Annotated in this window: 18 protein-coding genes; 11 read left to right on the forward strand and 7 right to left on the reverse strand. The window is 54.7% G+C overall.

What is annotated here, in order from left to right:
* Positions 1-40 precede the first annotated feature (40 nt).
* Both JSN25_RS08490 and JSN25_RS08495 read right to left on the reverse strand, forming a co-directional pair.
* Positions 41-904, reverse strand: a complete 864-nt coding sequence (locus JSN25_RS08490) for a YjjW family glycine radical enzyme activase (RefSeq protein WP_085048355.1) — start codon at positions 902-904, stop codon at positions 41-43.
* Positions 876-2,426, reverse strand: a complete 1,551-nt coding sequence (locus tag JSN25_RS08495) for a YjjI family glycine radical enzyme (protein WP_204525616.1) — start codon at positions 2,424-2,426, stop codon at positions 876-878. The genes JSN25_RS08490 and JSN25_RS08495 overlap by 29 nt, the downstream gene beginning before the upstream one ends.
* Before the next feature lie 261 nt (positions 2,427-2,687).
* On the opposite strand from JSN25_RS08495, the gene deoC reads away from it, so the two are divergent.
* From deoC to deoD, 4 genes are all read left to right on the forward strand, one after another.
* Positions 2,688-3,467 (forward strand): deoxyribose-phosphate aldolase, encoded by a 780-nt coding sequence (gene deoC, locus JSN25_RS08500; RefSeq protein ID WP_003019042.1) that lies wholly within the window; start codon positions 2,688-2,690, stop codon positions 3,465-3,467.
* A gap of 107 nt (positions 3,468-3,574) precedes the next feature.
* Complete coding sequence (gene deoA, locus JSN25_RS08505; protein WP_069324099.1) at positions 3,575-4,897, forward strand: thymidine phosphorylase; 1,323 nt, start codon at positions 3,575-3,577, stop codon at positions 4,895-4,897.
* Positions 4,898-4,948: 51 nt separating this feature from the next.
* The gene (deoB, locus tag JSN25_RS08510; protein WP_042312511.1) at positions 4,949-6,172 is read left to right on the forward strand and encodes a phosphopentomutase; all 1,224 of its coding nucleotides are present in this window, start codon (positions 4,949-4,951) and stop codon (positions 6,170-6,172) included.
* A 110-nt stretch (positions 6,173-6,282) separates the two neighbouring features.
* The gene (gene deoD / locus JSN25_RS08515) at positions 6,283-7,002 is read left to right on the forward strand and encodes a purine-nucleoside phosphorylase (protein ID WP_000224864.1); all 720 of its coding nucleotides are present in this window, start codon (positions 6,283-6,285) and stop codon (positions 7,000-7,002) included.
* A gap of 86 nt (positions 7,003-7,088) precedes the next feature.
* Here deoD and lplA read toward each other — a convergent pair whose 3' ends face one another.
* Together lplA and JSN25_RS08525 are read right to left on the reverse strand one after the other, a co-directional pair.
* Positions 7,089-8,105, reverse strand: a complete 1,017-nt coding sequence (gene lplA / locus JSN25_RS08520) for a lipoate--protein ligase (RefSeq protein ID WP_038637010.1) — start codon at positions 8,103-8,105, stop codon at positions 7,089-7,091.
* A 15-nt stretch (positions 8,106-8,120) separates the two neighbouring features.
* Positions 8,121-8,756, reverse strand: a complete 636-nt coding sequence (locus JSN25_RS08525) for a YtjB family periplasmic protein (RefSeq protein WP_038637011.1) — start codon at positions 8,754-8,756, stop codon at positions 8,121-8,123.
* Positions 8,757-8,872: 116 nt separating this feature from the next.
* On the opposite strand from JSN25_RS08525, the gene serB reads away from it, so the two are divergent.
* From serB to nadR, 3 genes are all read left to right on the forward strand, one after another.
* The gene (gene serB, locus JSN25_RS08530; RefSeq protein WP_038637014.1) at positions 8,873-9,841 is read left to right on the forward strand and encodes a phosphoserine phosphatase; all 969 of its coding nucleotides are present in this window, start codon (positions 8,873-8,875) and stop codon (positions 9,839-9,841) included.
* Positions 9,842-9,901: 60 nt separating this feature from the next.
* Positions 9,902-11,284 carry a DNA repair protein RadA gene (gene radA, locus JSN25_RS08535; RefSeq protein WP_003829944.1) on the forward strand — a complete coding sequence of 461 codons (1,383 nt, stop codon included), beginning with the start codon at positions 9,902-9,904 and terminating at the stop codon, positions 11,282-11,284.
* Positions 11,285-11,424: 140 nt separating this feature from the next.
* Positions 11,425-12,657 carry a multifunctional transcriptional regulator/nicotinamide-nucleotide adenylyltransferase/ribosylnicotinamide kinase NadR gene (gene nadR, locus JSN25_RS08540; RefSeq protein WP_038637017.1) on the forward strand — a complete coding sequence of 411 codons (1,233 nt, stop codon included), beginning with the start codon at positions 11,425-11,427 and terminating at the stop codon, positions 12,655-12,657.
* Between the two features lie 81 nt (positions 12,658-12,738).
* On the opposite strand, the gene ettA is transcribed toward nadR, so the two are convergent.
* Complete coding sequence (gene ettA / locus JSN25_RS08545; RefSeq protein ID WP_038637020.1) at positions 12,739-14,406, reverse strand: energy-dependent translational throttle protein EttA; 1,668 nt, start codon at positions 14,404-14,406, stop codon at positions 12,739-12,741.
* Between the two features lie 207 nt (positions 14,407-14,613).
* Between ettA and sltY the strand changes: the two genes are divergently transcribed.
* Entirely contained in the window at positions 14,614-16,551 is a 1,938-nt protein-coding gene (gene sltY / locus JSN25_RS08550; protein ID WP_204525617.1) for a murein transglycosylase, read from the forward strand.
* A gap of 89 nt (positions 16,552-16,640) precedes the next feature.
* Entirely contained in the window at positions 16,641-16,967 is a 327-nt protein-coding gene (trpR, locus tag JSN25_RS08555; RefSeq protein ID WP_003837292.1) for a trp operon repressor, read from the forward strand.
* A gap of 55 nt (positions 16,968-17,022) precedes the next feature.
* On the opposite strand, the gene yjjX is transcribed toward trpR, so the two are convergent.
* Positions 17,023-17,538, reverse strand: coding sequence for an inosine/xanthosine triphosphatase (gene yjjX / locus JSN25_RS08560; RefSeq protein ID WP_038637026.1), 516 nt, complete (start codon positions 17,536-17,538; stop codon positions 17,023-17,025).
* 52 nt (positions 17,539-17,590) lie between these two features.
* Here yjjX and gpmB point away from each other — a divergent pair, with 52 nt between their 5' ends.
* The gene (gpmB, locus tag JSN25_RS08565) at positions 17,591-18,238 is read left to right on the forward strand and encodes a 2,3-diphosphoglycerate-dependent phosphoglycerate mutase GpmB (protein WP_069324097.1); all 648 of its coding nucleotides are present in this window, start codon (positions 17,591-17,593) and stop codon (positions 18,236-18,238) included.
* Here the strand turns inward: gpmB and robA are convergent.
* Complete coding sequence (robA, locus tag JSN25_RS08570) at positions 18,235-19,104, reverse strand: MDR efflux pump AcrAB transcriptional activator RobA (protein WP_038637031.1); 870 nt, start codon at positions 19,102-19,104, stop codon at positions 18,235-18,237. The two genes, gpmB and robA, sit on opposite strands and share 4 nt — an antisense overlap.
* 211 nt (positions 19,105-19,315) lie before the next feature.
* Between robA and creA the strand changes: the two genes are divergently transcribed.
* Complete coding sequence (gene creA, locus JSN25_RS08575; protein WP_038637033.1) at positions 19,316-19,789, forward strand: protein CreA; 474 nt, start codon at positions 19,316-19,318, stop codon at positions 19,787-19,789.
* Positions 19,790-19,791 lie beyond the last annotated feature (2 nt).

Raw genomic sequence — 19,791 nt, forward strand, 5'->3', positions numbered from 1 at the left:
GCCTTATCCGGCCTACCTATGATGTCGTCGCATCCGGTAATCACAGATACAGCGCCGGGAAAATCAGGTTATCCACCCCACGCTCGCGCAATCCTGCCGCCAGTTGCTCCACATCCTCTGGCGTTGCGCTCGGCCAGTCTTTTGCTTCGCCATACACCCCATGCGCATGAAAGGCATTCAGCCGTACCGGTACCTCGCCTGACTGCTTAATGAACGCCGCCAGCGCATCAATATGCTGCAAATAATCCACCCGATCGGGGATCACCAACAGGCGTAGCTCAGCAAGCTTGCCCTGCCTTGACAGAAAGGTAATGCTTTGTTTAATCAGCGTATTATCTCGACCGGTAAGCTGGCGATGGCACGTGCTATCCCAGGCTTTTAAATCGAGCATTACCCCGTCGCACACCGGCAATAGTTTTTGCCAGCCGGTTTCGCTCAGCATGCCGTTGCTGTCGACCATGCAGGTCAGATGTTGTAGCAGAGGATCGCTTTTGAGCGCGGTAAACAGCGCCACAATAAACGGCAACTGGGTAGTCGCTTCACCACCGCTGACCGTAATTCCCTCAATAAACAGGGCTGCCTTGCGAATATGCTGCAGCACCTGATCAACGCTCATGGTTTGCGCCATCGGCGTCGCCTGCTGCGGGCACAGGCGCAGGCAGGTGTCGCACTGCTGACACACATCGGACTGCCACCATACTTTTCCTGCACTCAGGCTTAACGCTTCATGCGGGCAATGCAGCACACATTCTCCGCAGTCGTTGCAGCGCCCCATCGTCCATGGATTGTGGCAGTTCTTACAGCGCAGATTACACCCTTGCAGGAACAGAGCCAGGCGGCTGCCCGGCCCGTCGACGCAGGAGAAAGGGATCAGTTTACTTACTGAAGCGCATCTGCTGTTCATGGCTTATCACACGAGGTTGTCGTTCCAGAATGCGCGTATTGCGTGCGGCCTCTTCACCAAGCCAGGTGGTGTTAATGCGAGATCCTTCGGCACGATATTTTTCCAGATCCGACAGGCGCACCATATAGCCCGTGACGCGGACCAGATCGTTGCCGCTCACGTTGGCGGTGAATTCACGCATTCCGGCTTTAAACGCGCCGAGGCACAGTTGCACCAGCGCCTGTGGATTACGCTTGATGGTTTCATCCAGCGTCAGGATATCGCTGATCCCGGCGTGATAATATGCGTGATGCGGCGCGACGGTTTGCAGATGGGTGATCGGGTCAGGTTCATCACCATAAGGCAGACGCGCGCCGGGCGTGGTGCCGATGTCAGAACTGATCCCCGACTGCGCATGCAGCATCGCGCGCTGCTGCCAGCCATACTTCACCGGCGTGCGTTCGACAAACTCCGCCAGTTGGGCGCTAATGCGATACCCGAGCTGATTGGCGAACGCATCTTTCCCGTAGCGGGCGCTTTGTCCTGCCTTTTCGCACAGCAGGTTTACCGCTTCCGCCAGACCATACATCCCGAACATCGGCACAAAACGTTCGGGATCAATCAACCCTTCCTGCACGAGGAAGCTATTCTCAAAGAAATGTGATTTCGTGTAGAGGAATTCACATCGTGAATCAATGATGGCGATTTGCTGCTGGCAGTAGTGCGGTAGGGTGCGTGTAAAGAAGTCATCGACAGAGGTGCTGCGCTCTGCGATGGCTTTCAGATTGAGCCTGACCAGCGTGCTGCCGCCCCCGGCGAGCGGTAAAGAGTTGTAACAACTCACGACGCCATACTGACCTTTTGTGAATATTTTATCATTTGCGGGGCCGTTGGATATGTGCGGCTTACTGCACTCGCAGATATTTTGCGCCACGTTGAGCAGCAGATCATCAGGGGTAATTTGCGGATCATAAATGAATGTCAGATTCGGTGAAACCTGCTTTAACTCTGCATCTGCACGTAAAATTGCGCGGGTGACTGGCGTATCGGCAGGGCCGATATTGGCATGCATAAACGCGTCTGGCAGGGTTCTGTCGAGATAACGCCAGAAACGTTTTATTCGAATATCGATCTCTTCTTGTGTTAGAATTCTAACATACGGTTGCAACAGAGCGTCGAGCTGACCGAGGTAGACCGGCATCGAGGTCACTGACGGAACGTGGTGGTACAGGATGGTGAGCAAGGACAGCGCATCATCAAGGTCGCTGGCGCCTTCAAGCTCCAGCCATGAGGAACCGTTGGCCAAAAAACGCGCGTAATCAGGCAGCACATAGCGCGGTTTGAACGGGGCATGACCTTCGTACATATCGCAGATCACCCCGTCATCCAGCGCCTGGCGGGCCTCAGCGGACAGTGGCGGATAAGGCAGCGCGTTTTCAGCCTCCAGCGCCAAAAAGTGGCGTTTCTGCTCAGGACTGAGCGTCGGGCTGGTCACGATTTGTTGGCACCGCTGTTGCAGCGCGAATTCGCTTGAAGTGGGCATCGTTGGTTCCTTTATGTGCCGAAGGTATAGCGCCATTGTAGAAAGCTATGCCGCCGCAACTTTTGATCCGGATGCGTCTGATGCCACCGCACCTGTGGTGTAAAGGTAAATTATTTGAAGTGGATCTCATTAGAGTAATGCAAATCTGTATGTGGTTTTCATTAACTGTGATGTATATCGAAGTGTAATCGCGAGCGGATGTTAGAATACTAACAAACTCGCAAGGTGAAATTTTATACGGCGATGCCGTTGGAGAATGTTATGACCGATTTAACAGCAAGCAGCCTGCGTGCACTGAAACTGATGGATCTGACCACCCTGAATGACGACGACACCAATGAAAAAGTGATCGCGCTGTGTCATCAGGCGAAGACCCCGGTTGGCAACACGGCAGCAATTTGCATCTATCCACGTTTCATTCCTATTGCGCGTAAGACCCTGAAAGAGCAGGGCACACCGGATATCCGTATTGCCACCGTCACCAACTTCCCGCACGGCAATGACGACATTGAGATCGCGCTGGCTGAAACCCGCGCGGCGATTGCCTACGGTGCTGACGAAGTTGACGTGGTGTTCCCGTATCGTGCGCTGATCGCGGGTAATGAGCAGATTGGTTTTGATCTGGTTAAAGCCTGTAAAGATGCATGTGCGGCAGCAAATGTGCTGCTGAAAGTGATCATCGAAACTGGTGAGCTGAAAGAAGAAGCCCTGATTCGCAAAGCGTCTGAAATTTCTATCAAAGCGGGTGCTGATTTCATCAAAACGTCTACCGGTAAAGTACCGGTCAATGCGACGCCGGAAAGCGCACGCATCATGATGGAAGTGATCCGTGATATGGGCGTTTCTAAAACCGTTGGTTTCAAACCGGCTGGCGGCGTGCGTACTGCAGAAGACGCACAGCAGTTCCTGGCGATTGCCGACGAACTGTTTGGCGCTGACTGGGCAGATTCCCGCCATTACCGTTTTGGCGCATCCAGCCTGCTGGCGAGCCTGCTCAAAGCGCTGGGTCACGGCGACGGTAAGAGCGCAAGCAGCTACTAAGTTTGAATTGCCCATCGTAGGCCGGATAAGGCGTAAGCCGCCATCCGGCATCAATACGACTAGCCGGGGAGCGTACTGCTTACCCGGCCCATAATCGGGAGGTTACCGTGTTTCTCGCACAAGAAATTATTCGTAAAAAACGTGATGGTCATGCACTGAGCGATGAAGAAATTCGTTTCTTTATCAATGGGATTCGCGACAACACCATCTCTGAGGGGCAAATCGCCGCCCTGGCGATGACCATTTTCTTCCACGATATGACAATGCCTGAGCGAGTTTCGCTGACCATGGCAATGCGTGATTCAGGAACCGTGCTGGACTGGAAAAGCCTGCAACTGAACGGCCCGATTGTGGATAAACACTCTACCGGCGGCGTGGGCGACGTAACGTCGCTGATGTTAGGCCCGATGGTGGCTGCCTGTGGCGGCTATATTCCGATGATTTCCGGGCGCGGCCTGGGTCATACCGGCGGTACGCTCGATAAACTGGAAGCGATTCCTGGGTTTGATATCTTCCCGGACGACGCGCGTTTCCGTGAAATTATTAAAGATGTGGGTGTGGCGATTATTGGGCAAACCAGCTCGCTCGCACCGGCGGATAAACGTTTTTATGCCACCCGCGATATTACCGCGACGGTGGATTCCATCCCGCTGATTACCGGCTCTATCCTGGCGAAAAAGCTGGCGGAAGGGCTGGATGCGTTGGTGATGGATGTGAAAGTAGGCAGCGGCGCGTTTATGCCGACCTATGAACTTTCTGAAGCCCTTGCCGAAGCAATTGTCGGCGTGGCGAACGGGGCGGGGGTACGTACCACCGCGCTGTTAACTGATATGAACCAGGTGCTGGCTTCCAGCGCAGGTAACGCGGTAGAAGTCCGCGAGGCTGTCCAGTTCCTGACAGGTGAATACCGTAATCCACGTCTGTTAGATGTCACCATGGCGCTGTGCGTGGAAATGCTGATCTCCGGCAATCTGGCGAAAGATGACGCCGAAGCCCGCGCGAAATTGCAGGCGGTGCTGGACAACGGTAAAGCGGCGGAAATTTTTGGCCGTATGGTTGCGGCGCAGAAAGGCCCGACCGACTTCGTCGAAAACTATGCGAAGTATCTGCCGACGGCGATGCTCAGTAAAGCCGTCTATGCTGATACCGAAGGTTTCGTCAGCGCGATGGATACCCGCGCGTTGGGTATGGCAGTCGTTTCCATGGGCGGTGGACGCCGTCAGGCATCGGATACCATCGATTACAGCGTCGGCTTTAGCGACATGGCCCGTTTGGGCGACAGCGTAGACGGACAGCGTCCGCTGGCAGTGATCCACGCGAAAGATGAAGCCAGTTGGCAGGAAGCGGCGAAAGCGGTCAAAGCGGCAATCAGCCTTGACAATAAAGCGCCAGAAATTACACCGACAGTCTATCGTCGTATAACCGAATAACTGTATACTGATCTGATCGCTTTTTTGCGGCGCAGATGTATGGAGAACAAGATGAAACGTGCATTTATTATGGTGCTGGACTCCTTTGGTATTGGTGCGACTGAAGATGCGGATCGCTTTGGCGACGTAGGCTCAGACACTATGGGACACATTGCAGAAGCCTGTGCGAAAGGTGAGGCTGACAATGGTCGCAAAGGCCCACTGAATCTGCCTAACCTGACCCGTCTGGGCCTGGTGAAAGCTCACGAAGGTTCTACCGGTAAAATTGCTGCTGGTATGGACGGTAATGCGGAAGTCATTGGCGCCTACGCATGGGCGCATGAACTCTCTTCCGGGAAAGATACGCCGTCTGGCCACTGGGAAATCGCCGGAGTGCCGGTTCTGTTTGACTGGGGTTACTTTAGCGACCACGAAAACAGCTTCCCGCAGGAACTGCTGGATAAGCTGGTAAAACGTGCCAACCTGCCGGGTTACCTCGGTAACTGCCACTCTTCCGGTACCGTGATTCTGGATCAACTGGGCGAAGAACATATGAAAACCGGGAAGCCGATTTTCTATACCTCCGCTGACTCCGTGTTCCAGATTGCCTGTCATGAAGAGACCTTTGGCCTGGATAAACTCTACGAGCTGTGTGAAATCGCGCGTGAAGAGCTGACCGAGGGTGGTTACAACATCGGTCGTGTTATCGCGCGTCCGTTTATCGGTGATAAAGCCGGTAACTTCCAGCGTACCGGTAACCGTCACGACCTGGCCGTTGAGCCGCCAGCGCCGACCGTGCTGCAGAAACTGGTTGACGAGAAAAAAGGTCATGTTGTCTCTGTCGGTAAGATCGCGGATATTTACGCCAACTGCGGTATCACCAAAAAAGTGAAAGCGACCGGCCTGGATGCGCTGTTCGACGCCACGATTAAAGAGATGAAAGAAGCGGGTGACGAGACCATTGTCTTCACTAACTTCGTGGACTTCGACTCTTCCTGGGGGCACCGCCGCGACATTGCGGGCTATGCTGCTGGTCTGGAACTGTTTGACCGTCGTCTGCCGGAGCTGATGGAACTGGTGGGTGAAGATGACATTCTGATCCTCACCGCCGACCACGGCTGCGACCCGAGCTGGACCGGTACCGACCATACCCGTGAGCACATTCCGGTGCTGATCTACGGTCCGAAAGTGAAACCGGGCTCTTTAGGTCACCGTGAAACCTTCGCGGATATCGGCCAGACGCTGGCGAGCTACTTCGGTACGTCGCCAATGGACTACGGTAAAAACATGCTGTAATGCCCGTTGCCGGATGGCGCTACGCTTATCCGGCCTACCAGGAATCGTTTGTAGGCCGGATAAGGCGCAGCCGCCATCCGGCAAAAACAACAATGTAAAAGGAACTGAAGATGGCAACTCCACATATTAATGCAGAAATGGGTGATTTCGCTGACGTCGTATTGATGCCGGGCGACCCGCTGCGTGCAAAACATATTGCTGAAACTTTCCTCGAAGATGTTCGTGAAGTGAATAACGTTCGCGGCATGTTAGGTTTCACCGGTACTTACAAAGGCCGTAAGATTTCTGTTATGGGCCACGGTATGGGTATCCCATCCTGCTCCATCTACACCAAAGAGCTGATCACCGATTTCGGCGTGAAGAAAATCATTCGCGTCGGCTCCTGCGGTGCTGTGCGTATGGACGTCAAACTGCGCGACGTGGTGATCGGTATGGGCGCCTGCACCGACTCCAAAGTGAACCGTATCCGTTTTAAAGATCATGACTTTGCGGCTATCGCTGACTTTGACATGGTACGTAACGCGGTTGATGCGGCAAAAGCGCTGGGCGTTGACGCGCGCGTAGGCAACCTGTTCTCCGCTGACCTGTTCTACTCTCCGGACGGCGAAATGTTCGACGTGATGGAAAAATACGGCGTACTGGGCGTGGAAATGGAAGCGGCGGGCATCTACGGCGTTGCTGCTGAGTTTGGTGCGAAAGCGCTGACCATCTGCACCGTGTCCGACCATATTCGTACCCACGAGCAGACCACGGCCGCTGAGCGTCAGACGACCTTCAACGACATGATCAAAATCGCGCTGGAATCTGTTCTGCTGGGCGATAAAGAGTAAGACTGTGTGATGCCCGGTGGCGCTGCGCTTACCGGGCCTCGCGATCGTAGGCCGGATAAGGCGTAGCCCCCATCCGGCTTTTTTTATTAACGCACCGCTCCGGCAATCCATGCCGACAGTTCCCGCAGTTCTTTTTCTTGCTCCGGGAAATCAACCAGCAGCGCCTCGCACTCCTGTTGCAGCATATCCGCGCGATACAAACACCCTTGCAACCGCCCCGCCAGCGCTTCCAGTGGCGCGGGATTGAGGCTGTCGGTAAAGACCTGTGCACGGGTGATATGACCTTTTTCGACGTCGAAGTGTAGCTCGACGCCGCCCCAGGTAAAACGCTCGTCCAGCAGATGGCTGAACGCTGGCGCCTGGCCGAAATTCCACTCCCAACTGCTCTGGCGCGCAAAGGTTTCGGCAAAATTCGGCAGATCCGGCGTTTTATCCGGGGATATTACTTCTGCTTCGACGCGTTCGCCGTAATGGGCGAAAAAGGCGTCCGTGACCGCCTGACAGACCTGTTCATGGGTGATGCCCGGTAATAGCTCGGTAAGATTGGCCACGCGGGAGCGAACGGAGGTAATCCCTTTCGCCGCGAGTTTCTTTTTATCCGGATTCAGATAGTTCGCCAGGCGGCTGAGGTCTGCATTCAGCAGCAGCGTACCGTGATGGAAGCCGCGATCTTTGGTTTCGCGATAGGCTGAACCAGAGACTTTGCGATCGCCGTCCGGCGTTTTCACCACCAGATCGTTGCGTCCCGAAGCATCGGCCATAACGCCCAATGAATTCAATGCATTGAGTACGATAGCGGTAGAGATAGTTTTGTCGTATTCCGGTTTGCCGGCCATAAAGGTAAAGCAGGTATTGCCTAAATCATGGAACACCGCGCCGCCGCCGCTGCTGCGACGGGCGAGCCGCACGTTATCCTCTTCCATACGGCGGGTATTACACTCTTTCCATGGGTTTTGCGCCCGGCCAATCACCACCGTATCGGCGTTACGCCATAAGAACAGAACGCGTTGCGTAGCGGGCATCTGGCGAAATATGCACTCTTCAACCGCCAGGTTAAACCACGGATCGTAAGAGTCTGAGATAAGCAGGCGCAGGGTAGTCATAGCGATTTCCTTTTCTTAATCATCTTTATCTTCTTCCTGCACCGGTTTGTTGGCGGTAAGCAGGAACGGCGATTGTTGCCAGCGGGTGCGCTTACCTTGCAGTAAGGTGCGGGTCAGCACCACGCCAATCGCCAGTGACAGGAGCAGCATAAGGCGTAGAATGTTGGTGGTGTTATCCACCTGTTTGGCCTCGGTGGCGAGCGTGTGGGTATCCAGCGTCAGGCGCAGATAGCCCAGTGGACCATTTTTGCCTTGAATGGGTTCGACAATCTGCTGGTTAAAATAGCCCCCGGCTTTTTTACCGTCCAGCGCCAGTCGGTCACGAACGTTGACGCTCTCACCGGTACGAGTAATCAGGTCTCCCTGTTCATCGTACACGCCCGCATCCAGAATACGGCTGCTTTCCGTCAGTTGCGTGAGCACTGCTTTAATGCGCTTTTCATCCGGCGTTTCGGTATGCATCAGCGGCGCGACGTTTAATGCGACCTGACGTGCCAACGTACGGGCCAGCTCTTCCAGTTGCGGATTACGTTGTTGCTGGTGGCTTTGACTAAACCAGGATGCGCCCTGCATCAGGGCGACGAGCAGCGCCAGGCAGGACAATACAATCACTGCACGATGTAGTCGGAATTTCAGTTTTGTGCGAGCCATATTCCACCTGCTGAAAATTTGAGACTTAATGTTGCCAGAAGCGCTGGTTACAGGGTAGCCTCATGCGTTATTTTCCCCTGGATGATTCCGACCCGAACGATTTTACAGGAGCTTTAATGCCTAACATTACCTGGTGCGATCTACCTGAAGATGTCTCTCTGTGGCCAGGTCTGCCCCTCTCTTTAAGTGGCGATGAAGTCATGCCGCTGGATTACCACGCGGGCCGTAGTGGCTGGCTGCTGTATGGTCGCGGGCTGGATAAACAACGTCTCACGCAATACCAGAGCAAACTGGGCGCGGCGATGGTGATCGTGGCCGCCTGGTGCGTTGAGGATTATCAGGTGATTCGCCTGGCGGGTTCGTTAACGCCGCGTGCGGCAAAACTGGCGCATGATGCCAAACTGGATGTTGCGCCACTCGGCAAGATTCCACATCTGCGTACGCCGGGTTTGCTGGTGATGGATATGGATTCAACGGCGATCCAGATCGAGTGCATTGATGAAATCGCGAAGCTGGCCGGCACCGGCGAGATGGTTGCCGAAGTCACTGAACGTGCGATGCGCGGTGAACTGGACTTTACCGCCAGCCTGCGCAGCCGTGTGGCAACGCTGAAAGGCGCGGATGCCAATATTTTGCATCAGGTACGCGAAAATTTACCGCTGATGCCTGGTCTGACTCAACTGGTGTTGAAGCTGGAAACGCTGGGTTGGAAAGTGGCTATCGCCTCCGGCGGGTTTACCTTCTTTGCGGATTATCTGCGTAATAAGTTACGTCTGACGGCGGCTGTAGCAAACGAGCTGGAGATCATGGACGGGAAATTTACCGGCAATGTGATTGGCGATATCGTCGATGCGCAATACAAAGCCAATACGCTGACCCGTCTGGCGCAAGAGTATGAGATCCCGATGGCGCAGACGGTGGCGATCGGCGACGGCGCGAACGATCTGCCGATGATTAAAACCGCAGGGTTGGGCATTGCGTATCATGCCAAACCCAAAGTGAATGAAAAGACAGAGATTACTATCCGTCACGCCGATCTGATGGGGGTGTTCTGCATTCTCTCCGGCAGTATGAACCAGAAATAGTGTTGATGCCGGATAAGCGTCAGCGCCATCCGGCAAAAGCGTTAACGAAAGAGGTAAAACGTGGCAAAAGCTCCAAAACGCGCCTTTGTTTGTAATGAATGCGGGGCCGATTACCCGCGCTGGCAGGGGCAATGCAGCGCCTGTCAGGCCTGGAACACCATTACCGAGGTGCGCCTTGCCGCGTCGCCGACGGTGGCGCGTAACGAGCGGCTCAGCGGCTATGCCGGGAATGCGGGTGTCGCAAAAGTGCAGAAGCTGTCTGACATCAGCCTTGAGGAATTGCCGCGTTTTTCCACCGGATTTAAAGAGTTTGACCGCGTGCTGGGCGGTGGGGTGGTACCTGGCAGCGCTATTCTGATTGGCGGTAACCCTGGCGCGGGCAAATCGACGTTGCTGCTGCAAACGCTGTGCAAGCTCGCCGAGCAGATGAAAACGCTGTACGTCACCGGCGAAGAGTCGCTACAGCAGGTGGCGATGCGCGCGCATCGGCTTGGCCTGCCGACGGCGAATCTGAACATGCTGTCGGAAACCAGCATCGAACAAATTTGCCTGATTGCCGAAGAAGAACAGCCGAAGCTGATGGTGATCGACTCCATTCAGGTGATGCACATGGCGGATATTCAGTCTTCGCCGGGCAGCGTGGCGCAGGTGCGCGAAACGGCCGCTTACCTGACGCGCTTTGCCAAAACGCGCGGCGTGGCGATTGTGATGGTAGGTCATGTGACGAAAGACGGATCGCTGGCCGGGCCAAAAGTGCTGGAGCACTGTATCGACTGCTCGGTACTGCTCGACGGCGATGCCGACTCCCGTTTCCGTACCCTGCGTAGCCATAAAAACCGCTTTGGCGCGGTGAATGAGCTGGGCGTCTTTGCCATGACCGAGCAGGGCCTGCGTGAAGTCAGCAATCCTTCCGCTATCTTTTTAAGCCGTGGCGATGAAGTTACTTCCGGTAGTTCGGTGATGGTGGTCTGGGAAGGTACGCGTCCGCTGCTGGTAGAGATTCAGGCGCTGGTCGATCACTCAATGATGGCGAACCCGCGTCGCGTGGCGGTCGGTCTGGAACAGAACCGTCTGGCGATTCTGCTGGCGGTGCTGCATCGTCACGGCGGCTTGCAGATGGCGGATCAGGATGTGTTCGTCAACGTGGTCGGTGGTGTCAAAGTCACTGAAACCAGCGCCGATCTGGCGCTGCTGCTGGCAATGGTCTCCAGCTTACGTGACAGACCGCTACCGCAGGATTTAGTGGTCTTTGGCGAAGTGGGACTGGCGGGCGAGATTCGCCCGGTGCCGAGCGGCCAGGAACGTATTTCTGAAGCGGCGAAGCATGGCTTCCGTCGGGCGATTGTGCCTGCCGCCAACGTCCCGAAAAAAGTGCCGGAAGGGATGCAGGTTTTTGGCGTTAAAAAGCTTGCAGATGCGTTAAGCGTGTTTGACGACTTATAATCCTCTGTATGCAGTGATGTTGTATAATTTGCCGGATGGCGACGCAATGCGTCTTATCCGGCCTACGGATTGATGTTGTAGGCCTGATAAGCGAAGCGCCATCAGGCAGTGTTACGCGATTTTTCCAGCAGGAGGCTCTTGTGTCATCGTTCGACTATCTCAAAACCGCCATAAAGCAAAAGGGCTGTACCCTGCAACAGGTGGCGGATGCCAGTGGCATGACCAAGGGATATTTAAGCCAACTGCTGAATGCCAAAATCAAAAGCCCCAGCGCGCAAAAGCTGGAGGCGCTGCACCGTTTTCTCGGGCTGGAGTTTCCGCGCCAGCAGAAAAATATCGGTGTGGTATTCGGTAAGTTTTATCCGCTGCACACCGGCCACATCTATCTGATCCAGCGTGCCTGTAGTCAGGTCGATGAGCTGCATATCATCATGGGTTATGACGATACGCGCGATCGCAGCCTGTTTGAAGACAGCGCCATGTCGCAACAGCCGACGGTGCCCGATCGTTTACGTTGGCTGCTGCAAACATTTAAATATCAGAAAAATATCCGAATTCATGCCTTCAACGAAGAGGGCATGGAGCCGTATCCGCACGGTTGGGACGTATGGAGCAACGGCATCAAAACGTTTATGCAGGAGAAGGGGATCCAGCCAAACTGGATCTACACCTCTGAAGAGTCAGATGCCCCGCAGTATCTGAAACATCTGGGGATCGAAACGGTGCTGGTGGATCCGAAACGGACGTTTATGAGCATCAGTGGCGGGCAAATCCGCGAAAACCCGTTTCGCTATTGGGAGTATATTCCCACCGAAGTGAAGCCGTTTTTCGTGCGCACCGTGGCGATCCTTGGCGGGGAGTCGAGCGGAAAATCCACGCTGGTGAACAAGCTCGCCAATATCTTTAACACCACCAGTGCGTGGGAATACGGGCGTGATTACGTCTTCTCCCATTTGGGCGGCGACGAGATGGCGTTGCAATATTCCGACTACGATAAGATTGCCCTCGGACAAGCGCAATACATTGATTTTGCTGTCAAGTATGCCAATAAAGTGGCGTTTATCGATACCGATTTCGTGACCACTCAGGCATTCTGTAAAAAGTACGAAGGGCGTGAACACCCGTTTGTGCAGGCGCTGATTGATGAGTACCGTTTTGACCTGGTGATCCTGCTGGAAAACAACACCCCATGGGTGGCGGATGGTTTGCGTAGCCTTGGCAGCTCGGTTGACCGAAAAGCGTTTCAGTCGCTTCTGGTCGAGATGCTGCAGGAAAACAATATCGATTTCGTGCACGTTCAGGAACCTGACTACGATGGTCGATTCCTGCGCTGCGTGGAGCTGGTGAAAGAGTTGATGGGCGAGCAGAGATAGGTTAAATGCCGGATAGCGCCGCGCTTATCCGGCCTGGAAGTTGCATTAACCTCGTAGACCGGATACGGCGCTTAACGGTAATTACTTAGAAATACGCTTGTACTTGATACGCTTCGGCTCCAGAGCATCGGCGCCCAGCGTGCGTTTCTTATACTCTTCGTATTCGGTAAAGTTACCTTCGAAGAACTCAACCTTACCTTCATCCTGGTAGTCCAGAATGTGGGTGGCGATACGGTCGAGGAACCAACGGTCGTGCGAGATAACCATCGCGCAGCCCGGGAACTCCAGCAGGGCGTTTTCCAGCGCGCGCAGGGTTTCGATATCCAGGTCGTTGGTCGGTTCATCGAGCAGCAGCATGTTGCCGCCAACCTGCAGCAGCTTCGCCAGGTGCAGACGACCGCGCTCACCGCCGGACAGTTCGCCCACGCGTTTACCCTGATCCACGCCTTTGAAGTTAAAGCGGCCTACGTAGGCGCGGCTTGGCATTTCGGTGTTGCCGATCTTCATGATATCCAGCCCGCCGGAAACTTCTTCCCACACGGTTTTGCTGTTATCCATTGCGTCACGGAACTGGTCAACGGAGGCCAGCTTCACGGTTTCGCCCAGCGTGATGGTGCCGCTGTCAGGCTGTTCCTGGCCGGACATCATGCGGAACAGCGTCGATTTACCCGCGCCGTTCGGACCGATGATGCCGACGATAGCGCCTTTCGGTACCGAGAAGCTCAGGTCGTCGATCAGCACGCGATCGCCGTAGGATTTACGCAGATTGCTGACCTCAACGACTTTATCGCCCAGACGAGGCCCAGGTGGAATAAACAGTTCGTTGGTTTCGTTACGCTTCTGGTATTCGGTGTTATTCAGCTCTTCAAAGCGCGCCAGACGGGCTTTGCCCTTAGACTGGCGGCCTTTCGCGCCCTGACGCACCCACTCCAGCTCTTTCTCGATAGATTTACGACGAGCGGCTTCCTGAGAAGCTTCCTGCGCCAGACGCTGATCTTTCTGCTCCAGCCAGGAGGAGTAGTTGCCTTCCCATGGAATACCTTCGCCGCGGTCCAGCTCCAGAATCCAACCCGCAACATTGTCGAGGAAGTAACGGTCGTGGGTAATCGCCACGACGGTACCCTCGAAGTCGTGCAGGAAGCGTTCCAGCCAGGCAACGGATTCGGCATCCAGGTGGTTGGTTGGTTCGTCGAGCAGCAGCATGTCTGGTTTTTCCAGCAGCAGGCGGCACAGCGCGACGCGGCGGCGCTCACCACCGGAAAGGTTCTCGATTTTGGCATCCCAGTCCGGCAGACGCAGGGCGTCAGCGGCACGCTCGAGCTGCACGTTCAGGTTATGGCCGTCGTGCGCCTGAATAATCTCTTCAAACTTGCCCTGCTGCGCGGCCAGTTTATCGAAGTCGGCGTCCGGTTCTGCGTACTTGGCATACACTTCATCCAGGCCTTTCAGGGCGTTAACGACTTCGGCCACCGCTTCTTCAACAGATTCACGGACGGTGTGTTCCGGGTTCAGTTTTGGTTCCTGCGGCAGGTAACCGATTTTAATGCCCGGCTGTGGGCGAGCTTCGCCTTCGATTTCGGTATCAATGCCGGCCATGATGCGCAGCAGGGTAGATTTACCCGCGCCGTTCAGACCCAGTACACCGATTTTGGCGCCAGGGAAGAAGCTCAGTGAGATGTTTTTAAGAATATGACGTTTCGGCGGAACGACTTTGCCGACACGATGCATGGTATAAACGAATTGAGCCACGTGGACTTCGCCTCTTTTATAGTGATGAATAGAGTTATCAAAAGCGAAGTGTAGCCTTTTTCATTGCCCAATCCCAGCCAGCAGATCTCACTCGCAACAAAAGTAAAAAAGTGTCCGTGACGTGGCGCATTCTGCAATGTCTGGTTAGCATGAATGAATTAAGCGGCATGATGCTGCACAGACGTAACATGACAAGAGGAAGAGCTTGTGGACAAAGCCAAACAATTTACCTGGCGCCTGCTGGCGGCCAGCGTATGTCTGCTGACGGTCAGTCAAGTGGCGCGAGCCGATTCCCTGGATGAGCAGCGCAATCGCTATGCGCAAATTAAGCAGGCCTGGGACAACCGACAGATGGATGTCGTAGAGCAGATGATGCCCGGCCTGAAGAACTATCCTCTGTATCCCTATCTGGAATATCGTCAGATTACTGACGATCTGATGAATCAGCCGACCATTACCGTCACCAATTTTGTGCGCGCCAACCCGACGCTGCCCCCGGCGCGTACTCTGCAATCGCGTTTTGTGAATGAACTGGCGCGACGGGAAGACTGGCGTGGACTGCTGGCGTTTAGCCCGGAAAAACCGGGTACCACGGAAGCGCAATGTAACTATTACTTCGCGAAATGGAGTACCGGACAAACCGAAGAGGCATGGCGGGGCGCGAAAGAGCTGTGGCTGACCGGGAAAAGTCAGCCGAACGCCTGTGACAAATTATTCGGCGTGTGGCGCGCCTCAGGCACTCAGGATCCGCTGGCTTATCTGGAGCGTATTCGTCTGGCGATGAAAGCGGGCAATACGGGGCTGGTCACCGCGCTGGCCGGGCAAATGCCTGGGGAATATCAGACGATTGCGTCGGCAATCATTGCGCTGGCTAACGATCCAAACACCGTAATGACCTTTGTGCGCACCACTGGCGCAACGGATTTCACCCGGCAGATGGCGGCGGTGGCTTTTGCCAGCGTGGCGCGTCAGGATGTCGAAAACGCCCGCCTGATGATCCCCTCTTTGGTGCAGGCGCAGCAGTTAAATGACGAGCAGACTCAGGAGCTGCGCGACATCGTCGCCTGGCGTCTGATGGGCAATGACGTCACCGACGAACAGGCGAAATGGCGTGATGATGCGATTATGCGCTCAAATTCCACCTCGCTTGTGGAGCGTCGCGTGCGGATGGCGCTGGGAACTGGCGATCGTCGCGGCCTGAATACCTGGCTGGCGCGTCTGCCGATGGATGCAAAAGAAAAAGACGAGTGGCGCTACTGGCAAGCGGATCTGCTGCTGGAGCGCGGACGCGAGGCAGAAGCGAAAGAGATCCTGCATCAACTCATGCAGCAGCGCGGTTTCTACCCGATGGTGGCGGCGCAACGCCTCGGTGAAGAGTACGAGCTGAAGGTGGATAAAGCGCCAGCGAACGTTGACTCTGCGCTGACTCAGGGACCGGAAATGGCGCGCGTACGCGAGCTGATGTACTGGAATCTGGATAATACCGCGCGCAGTGAATGGGCAAATCTGGTCACCAGCCGCACCAAGTCCGAGCAGGCGCAGCTGGCGCGCTACGCGTTTAACAATCATTGGTGGGATCTGAGCGTACAGGCGACGATCGCCGGTAAACTGTGGGATCATCTGGAAGAGCGCTTCCCGCTGGCCTATAAAGATCTGTTTACCCGCAACACCAGCGGGAAAGATATTCCGCCAAGTTATGCGATGGCGATCGCGCGTCAGGAAAGCGCCTGGAACCCGAAAGTGAAATCGCCGGTTGGCGCCAGTGGGCTGATGCAGATTATGCCGGGCACCGCAACGCACACGGTGAAAATGTTCTCGATTCCGGGTTACAGTAGTCCGAGTCAACTGCTGGATCCTGATACCAACATCAACATTGGCACCAGCTATTTGCAGTATGTTTATCAGCAATTTGGCAATAACCGCATCTTTGCATCGGCGGCCTATAACGCCGGACCGGGGCGCGTGCGCACCTGGCTGGGCAATAGCGCAGGTCGGATCGATGCCGTGGCGTTTGTCGAAAGCATTCCGTTCTCAGAGACGCGTGGTTATGTGAAGAATGTGCTGGCTTACGATGCGTACTATCGTTATTTCCTTGGCGATAAACCGGAGCTGATGAGCGACGCAGAATGGCAACGTCGTTACTGATCGTATCGGTTGTGTTATGCTATCGTACTCGTTAAAGAGTACAAAAGGGGGAGGCAAGCACGCTTCCCCCACAACGATGGCGATATCTTATGACTCAGCAATCACCCTATTCAGCAGAGATGGCAGAACAGCGTCACCAGGAGTGGTTACGTTTTGTCGACTTACTTAAACACGCCTATGAGCAAGATTTACATCTGCCGCTACTCAATTTGATGTTGACGCCGGATGAGCGCGAAGCATTGGGCACGCGCGTGCGTATCATTGAAGAGCTGTTGCGCGGCGAGATGAGCCAGCGCGAGCTGAAAAATGAGCTTGGGGCGGGCATCGCCACCATTACGCGCGGTTCGAACAGCCTGAAATCCGCGCCGGTGGATCTGCGCCAGTGGCTGGAGCAGGTACTGCTCGGGAAAAATTGATCCGCCGGATGCGGCTTTGCCTTATCCGGCCTACGATTGAACATCCGGCACAATGCTATAAATACACCGCGTTATGAAACGGACTAAGCGCCAGAATGACCGCCTGATGGTAAACGCTTGAGCGCGTCAGCTTACCCGCGGTAAATACGCCAATCGCGCCCTCTTTACGACCAATCTCATCAATGCCTGTGTACTGCGACATCACCGGGCCAAGCGCTTCTCCCTGGCGGACTCTGTCGAGAATAACGGCGGGCAGCGGCAGCGTGGCCGATCGCGCTTCACCGCGCTGAACGCCGTTATCAATCACCACCCAACTGAAGGTGGCGTCATCGTCAATTCCAGCTTCGATGGCTACCCAGAAATCAGCTTGTGGATGCAGGCGTCGCGCATTATCCACGCGATTTCGTGCGCCAGTGCGCGTTTCCTGGCTTCCAAAAGGCTGTTCCGGTACGCCGCTCTCGACGGCGACGGGTTCGATATGGCAGGATCCTTCCCCGAAAATCTCTTCAAATGCCCGGAGAATTGCCTGAATTTTGGCAGGATTGGTGGTAGCAGAGATAACCTTGTGCATAATAAAGCTCAGTTTGAAAATTCATCGCATCGCAGTATAACGGAAAAAAAGCATGTTACAGGTATACCTTGTTCGCCATGGTGAAACGCAGTGGAACGCCGAGCGACGTATTCAAGGCCAGTCAGACAGCCCACTGACCGCTAAAGGTGAGCAGCAGGCCATGCAGGTTGGTGAACGCGCCCGCTCGTTGGGTATTACGCATGTCATCAGTAGTGATTTAGGTCGTACACGACGCACAGCAGAAATCATCGCTCAGGCTTGTGGTTGTGATATCACTTATGACTCCCGGCTGCGTGAACTGAATATGGGCGTGCTGGAAAAACGTCATATCGACACGCTGACGGCTGAAGAAGAGGGCTGGCGTCGTCAGTTGGTGAACGGTACGGTTGATGGGCGTATTCCGGAAGGGGAATCGATGCAGGAGCTGAGCGATCGCGTCAACGCGGCGCTGGCAGCCTGCCTGGACCTTCCGCAGGGGAGCCGCCCACTGTTGGTGAGCCACGGTATTGCGCTGGGCTGCCTGGTGAGTACGATTCTGGGATTGCCGGCATGGGCCGAACGTCGCCTGCGTCTGCGCAATTGCTCTATTTCCCGCGTTGATTACCAGGAAAGTTTATGGCTTGCGCCGGGATGGGTGGTTGAAACGGCAGGGGACATCTCACATCTGGACGCCCCTGCGTTGGATGAGCTGCAGCGTTAGCGGCGAATCGGTATCAGGAATTCGCAGCGCAGGTTGATCGGGCGATCTCCCGCTTTGGCATCTTCTGCCGGGTAGTATCGCTCGATATCCTGCCCTTTACGGCGGGTCAGGTTTAGCATCGGCATGCAGGTGCCGTATACCGTCAGGATAAACTCCTGTACGCCGGTCCCCAGCCCTTCATAGGTAAACATCACGTACTCGCCGCCCTGCAGCAGGATAGGCTGCGCCGACGGTACATAGCCATTGGCTTGTTCCGGCGTCAGTGCCGTGGTGTAAAACACTTCCTGTTCGTCGTCCTTTTCAATGCTCGGACGCGTTTCGTTCAGCCCGTACAGCACCGGCGGGATTGAAGGCGCATGGCCAAGGAAGTCGCGCCAGAACTGAATACGCATTTCATGACGGAAATCTGAAATCTGTTCCAGCGAGCAGGAATAGCTTTGCGTGGTGCCCAGCAGTTGCGTATCTTCCAGCGTCACAAACTCGTGCGCAGGCATGGCAAATTCACCGAGTCGCATTGGCGGGCGAATACCAAAAGCGCTCCATTCCGGCGAGCGGCGATACAGCGCTGGCGTCTGAGAAAACTGTTTCTTGAACGCGCGGGTAAAGGTTTGTTGAGAGTCGAAGCGGTATTGCAGGGCAATATCCAAAATAGGGCGCGCAGTCAGGCGAAGCGCCACTGCGGATTTCGATAAACGACGGGCGCGGATATAGGCGCCAATAGCATGGCCCGTCACGTCCTTAAACATTCTCTGCAGGTGCCACTTGGAATAGCCTGCTTTTGCCGCCACATTGTCAAGCGACAAAGGCTGATCCAGATGACCTTCCAGCCAGATTAATAGGTCGCGAATAATGCCAGCCTGATCCATAAAATATCCTCATCCTTTCAACAACGAGTACCTGACGTCAGGTATGAGGATAATAGCATTTTTTGTTGTTTTAGCATTCAGTGTTTTTTTTGCTCATAAATGCTTTTTTTGGACATTCGAAAGCGTGATTATTGTAATCCTGTGATCTGTATACGTTTTATCTTAGAATGTCGAATAATTACCCAGAGTAACTTTTAAGAATGGTAACAATATGAAATATAAGAGCTTAGCCATTTCCTCAATTTTGCTGATGTTGGCGCAAGTCGCCCATGCGGAGCAGATTGGATCTGTCGATACGGTGTTCAAAATGTTTGGGCCGGACCATAAAATTGTGGTCGAGGCGTTTGACGATCCGGATGTGACCAATGTGACCTGCTACGTGAGTCGTGCCAAGACCGGCGGCATCAAAGGTGGGTTGGGGCTGGCTGAGGATACCTCTGATGCCGCCATCTCCTGCCAGCAGGTAGGACCGGTGGAACTGAGCGACAGAATCAAGAACGGTAAAGCACAAGGCGAAGTGGTGTTTAAAAAACGGACCTCGCTGGTGTTTAAGTCCTTACAGGTCGTACGTTTTTATGACGCAAAACGTAATGCGCTGGCCTATCTGGCCTATTCAGATAAAGTGGTTGATGGATCGCCCAAAAATGCCATCAGCGCTGTGCCCATTATGCCGTGGCGGCAATAACA

This window comes from Citrobacter cronae (genome assembly GCF_016893685.1).
Taxonomy (GTDB): domain Bacteria; phylum Pseudomonadota; class Gammaproteobacteria; order Enterobacterales; family Enterobacteriaceae; genus Citrobacter; species Citrobacter werkmanii.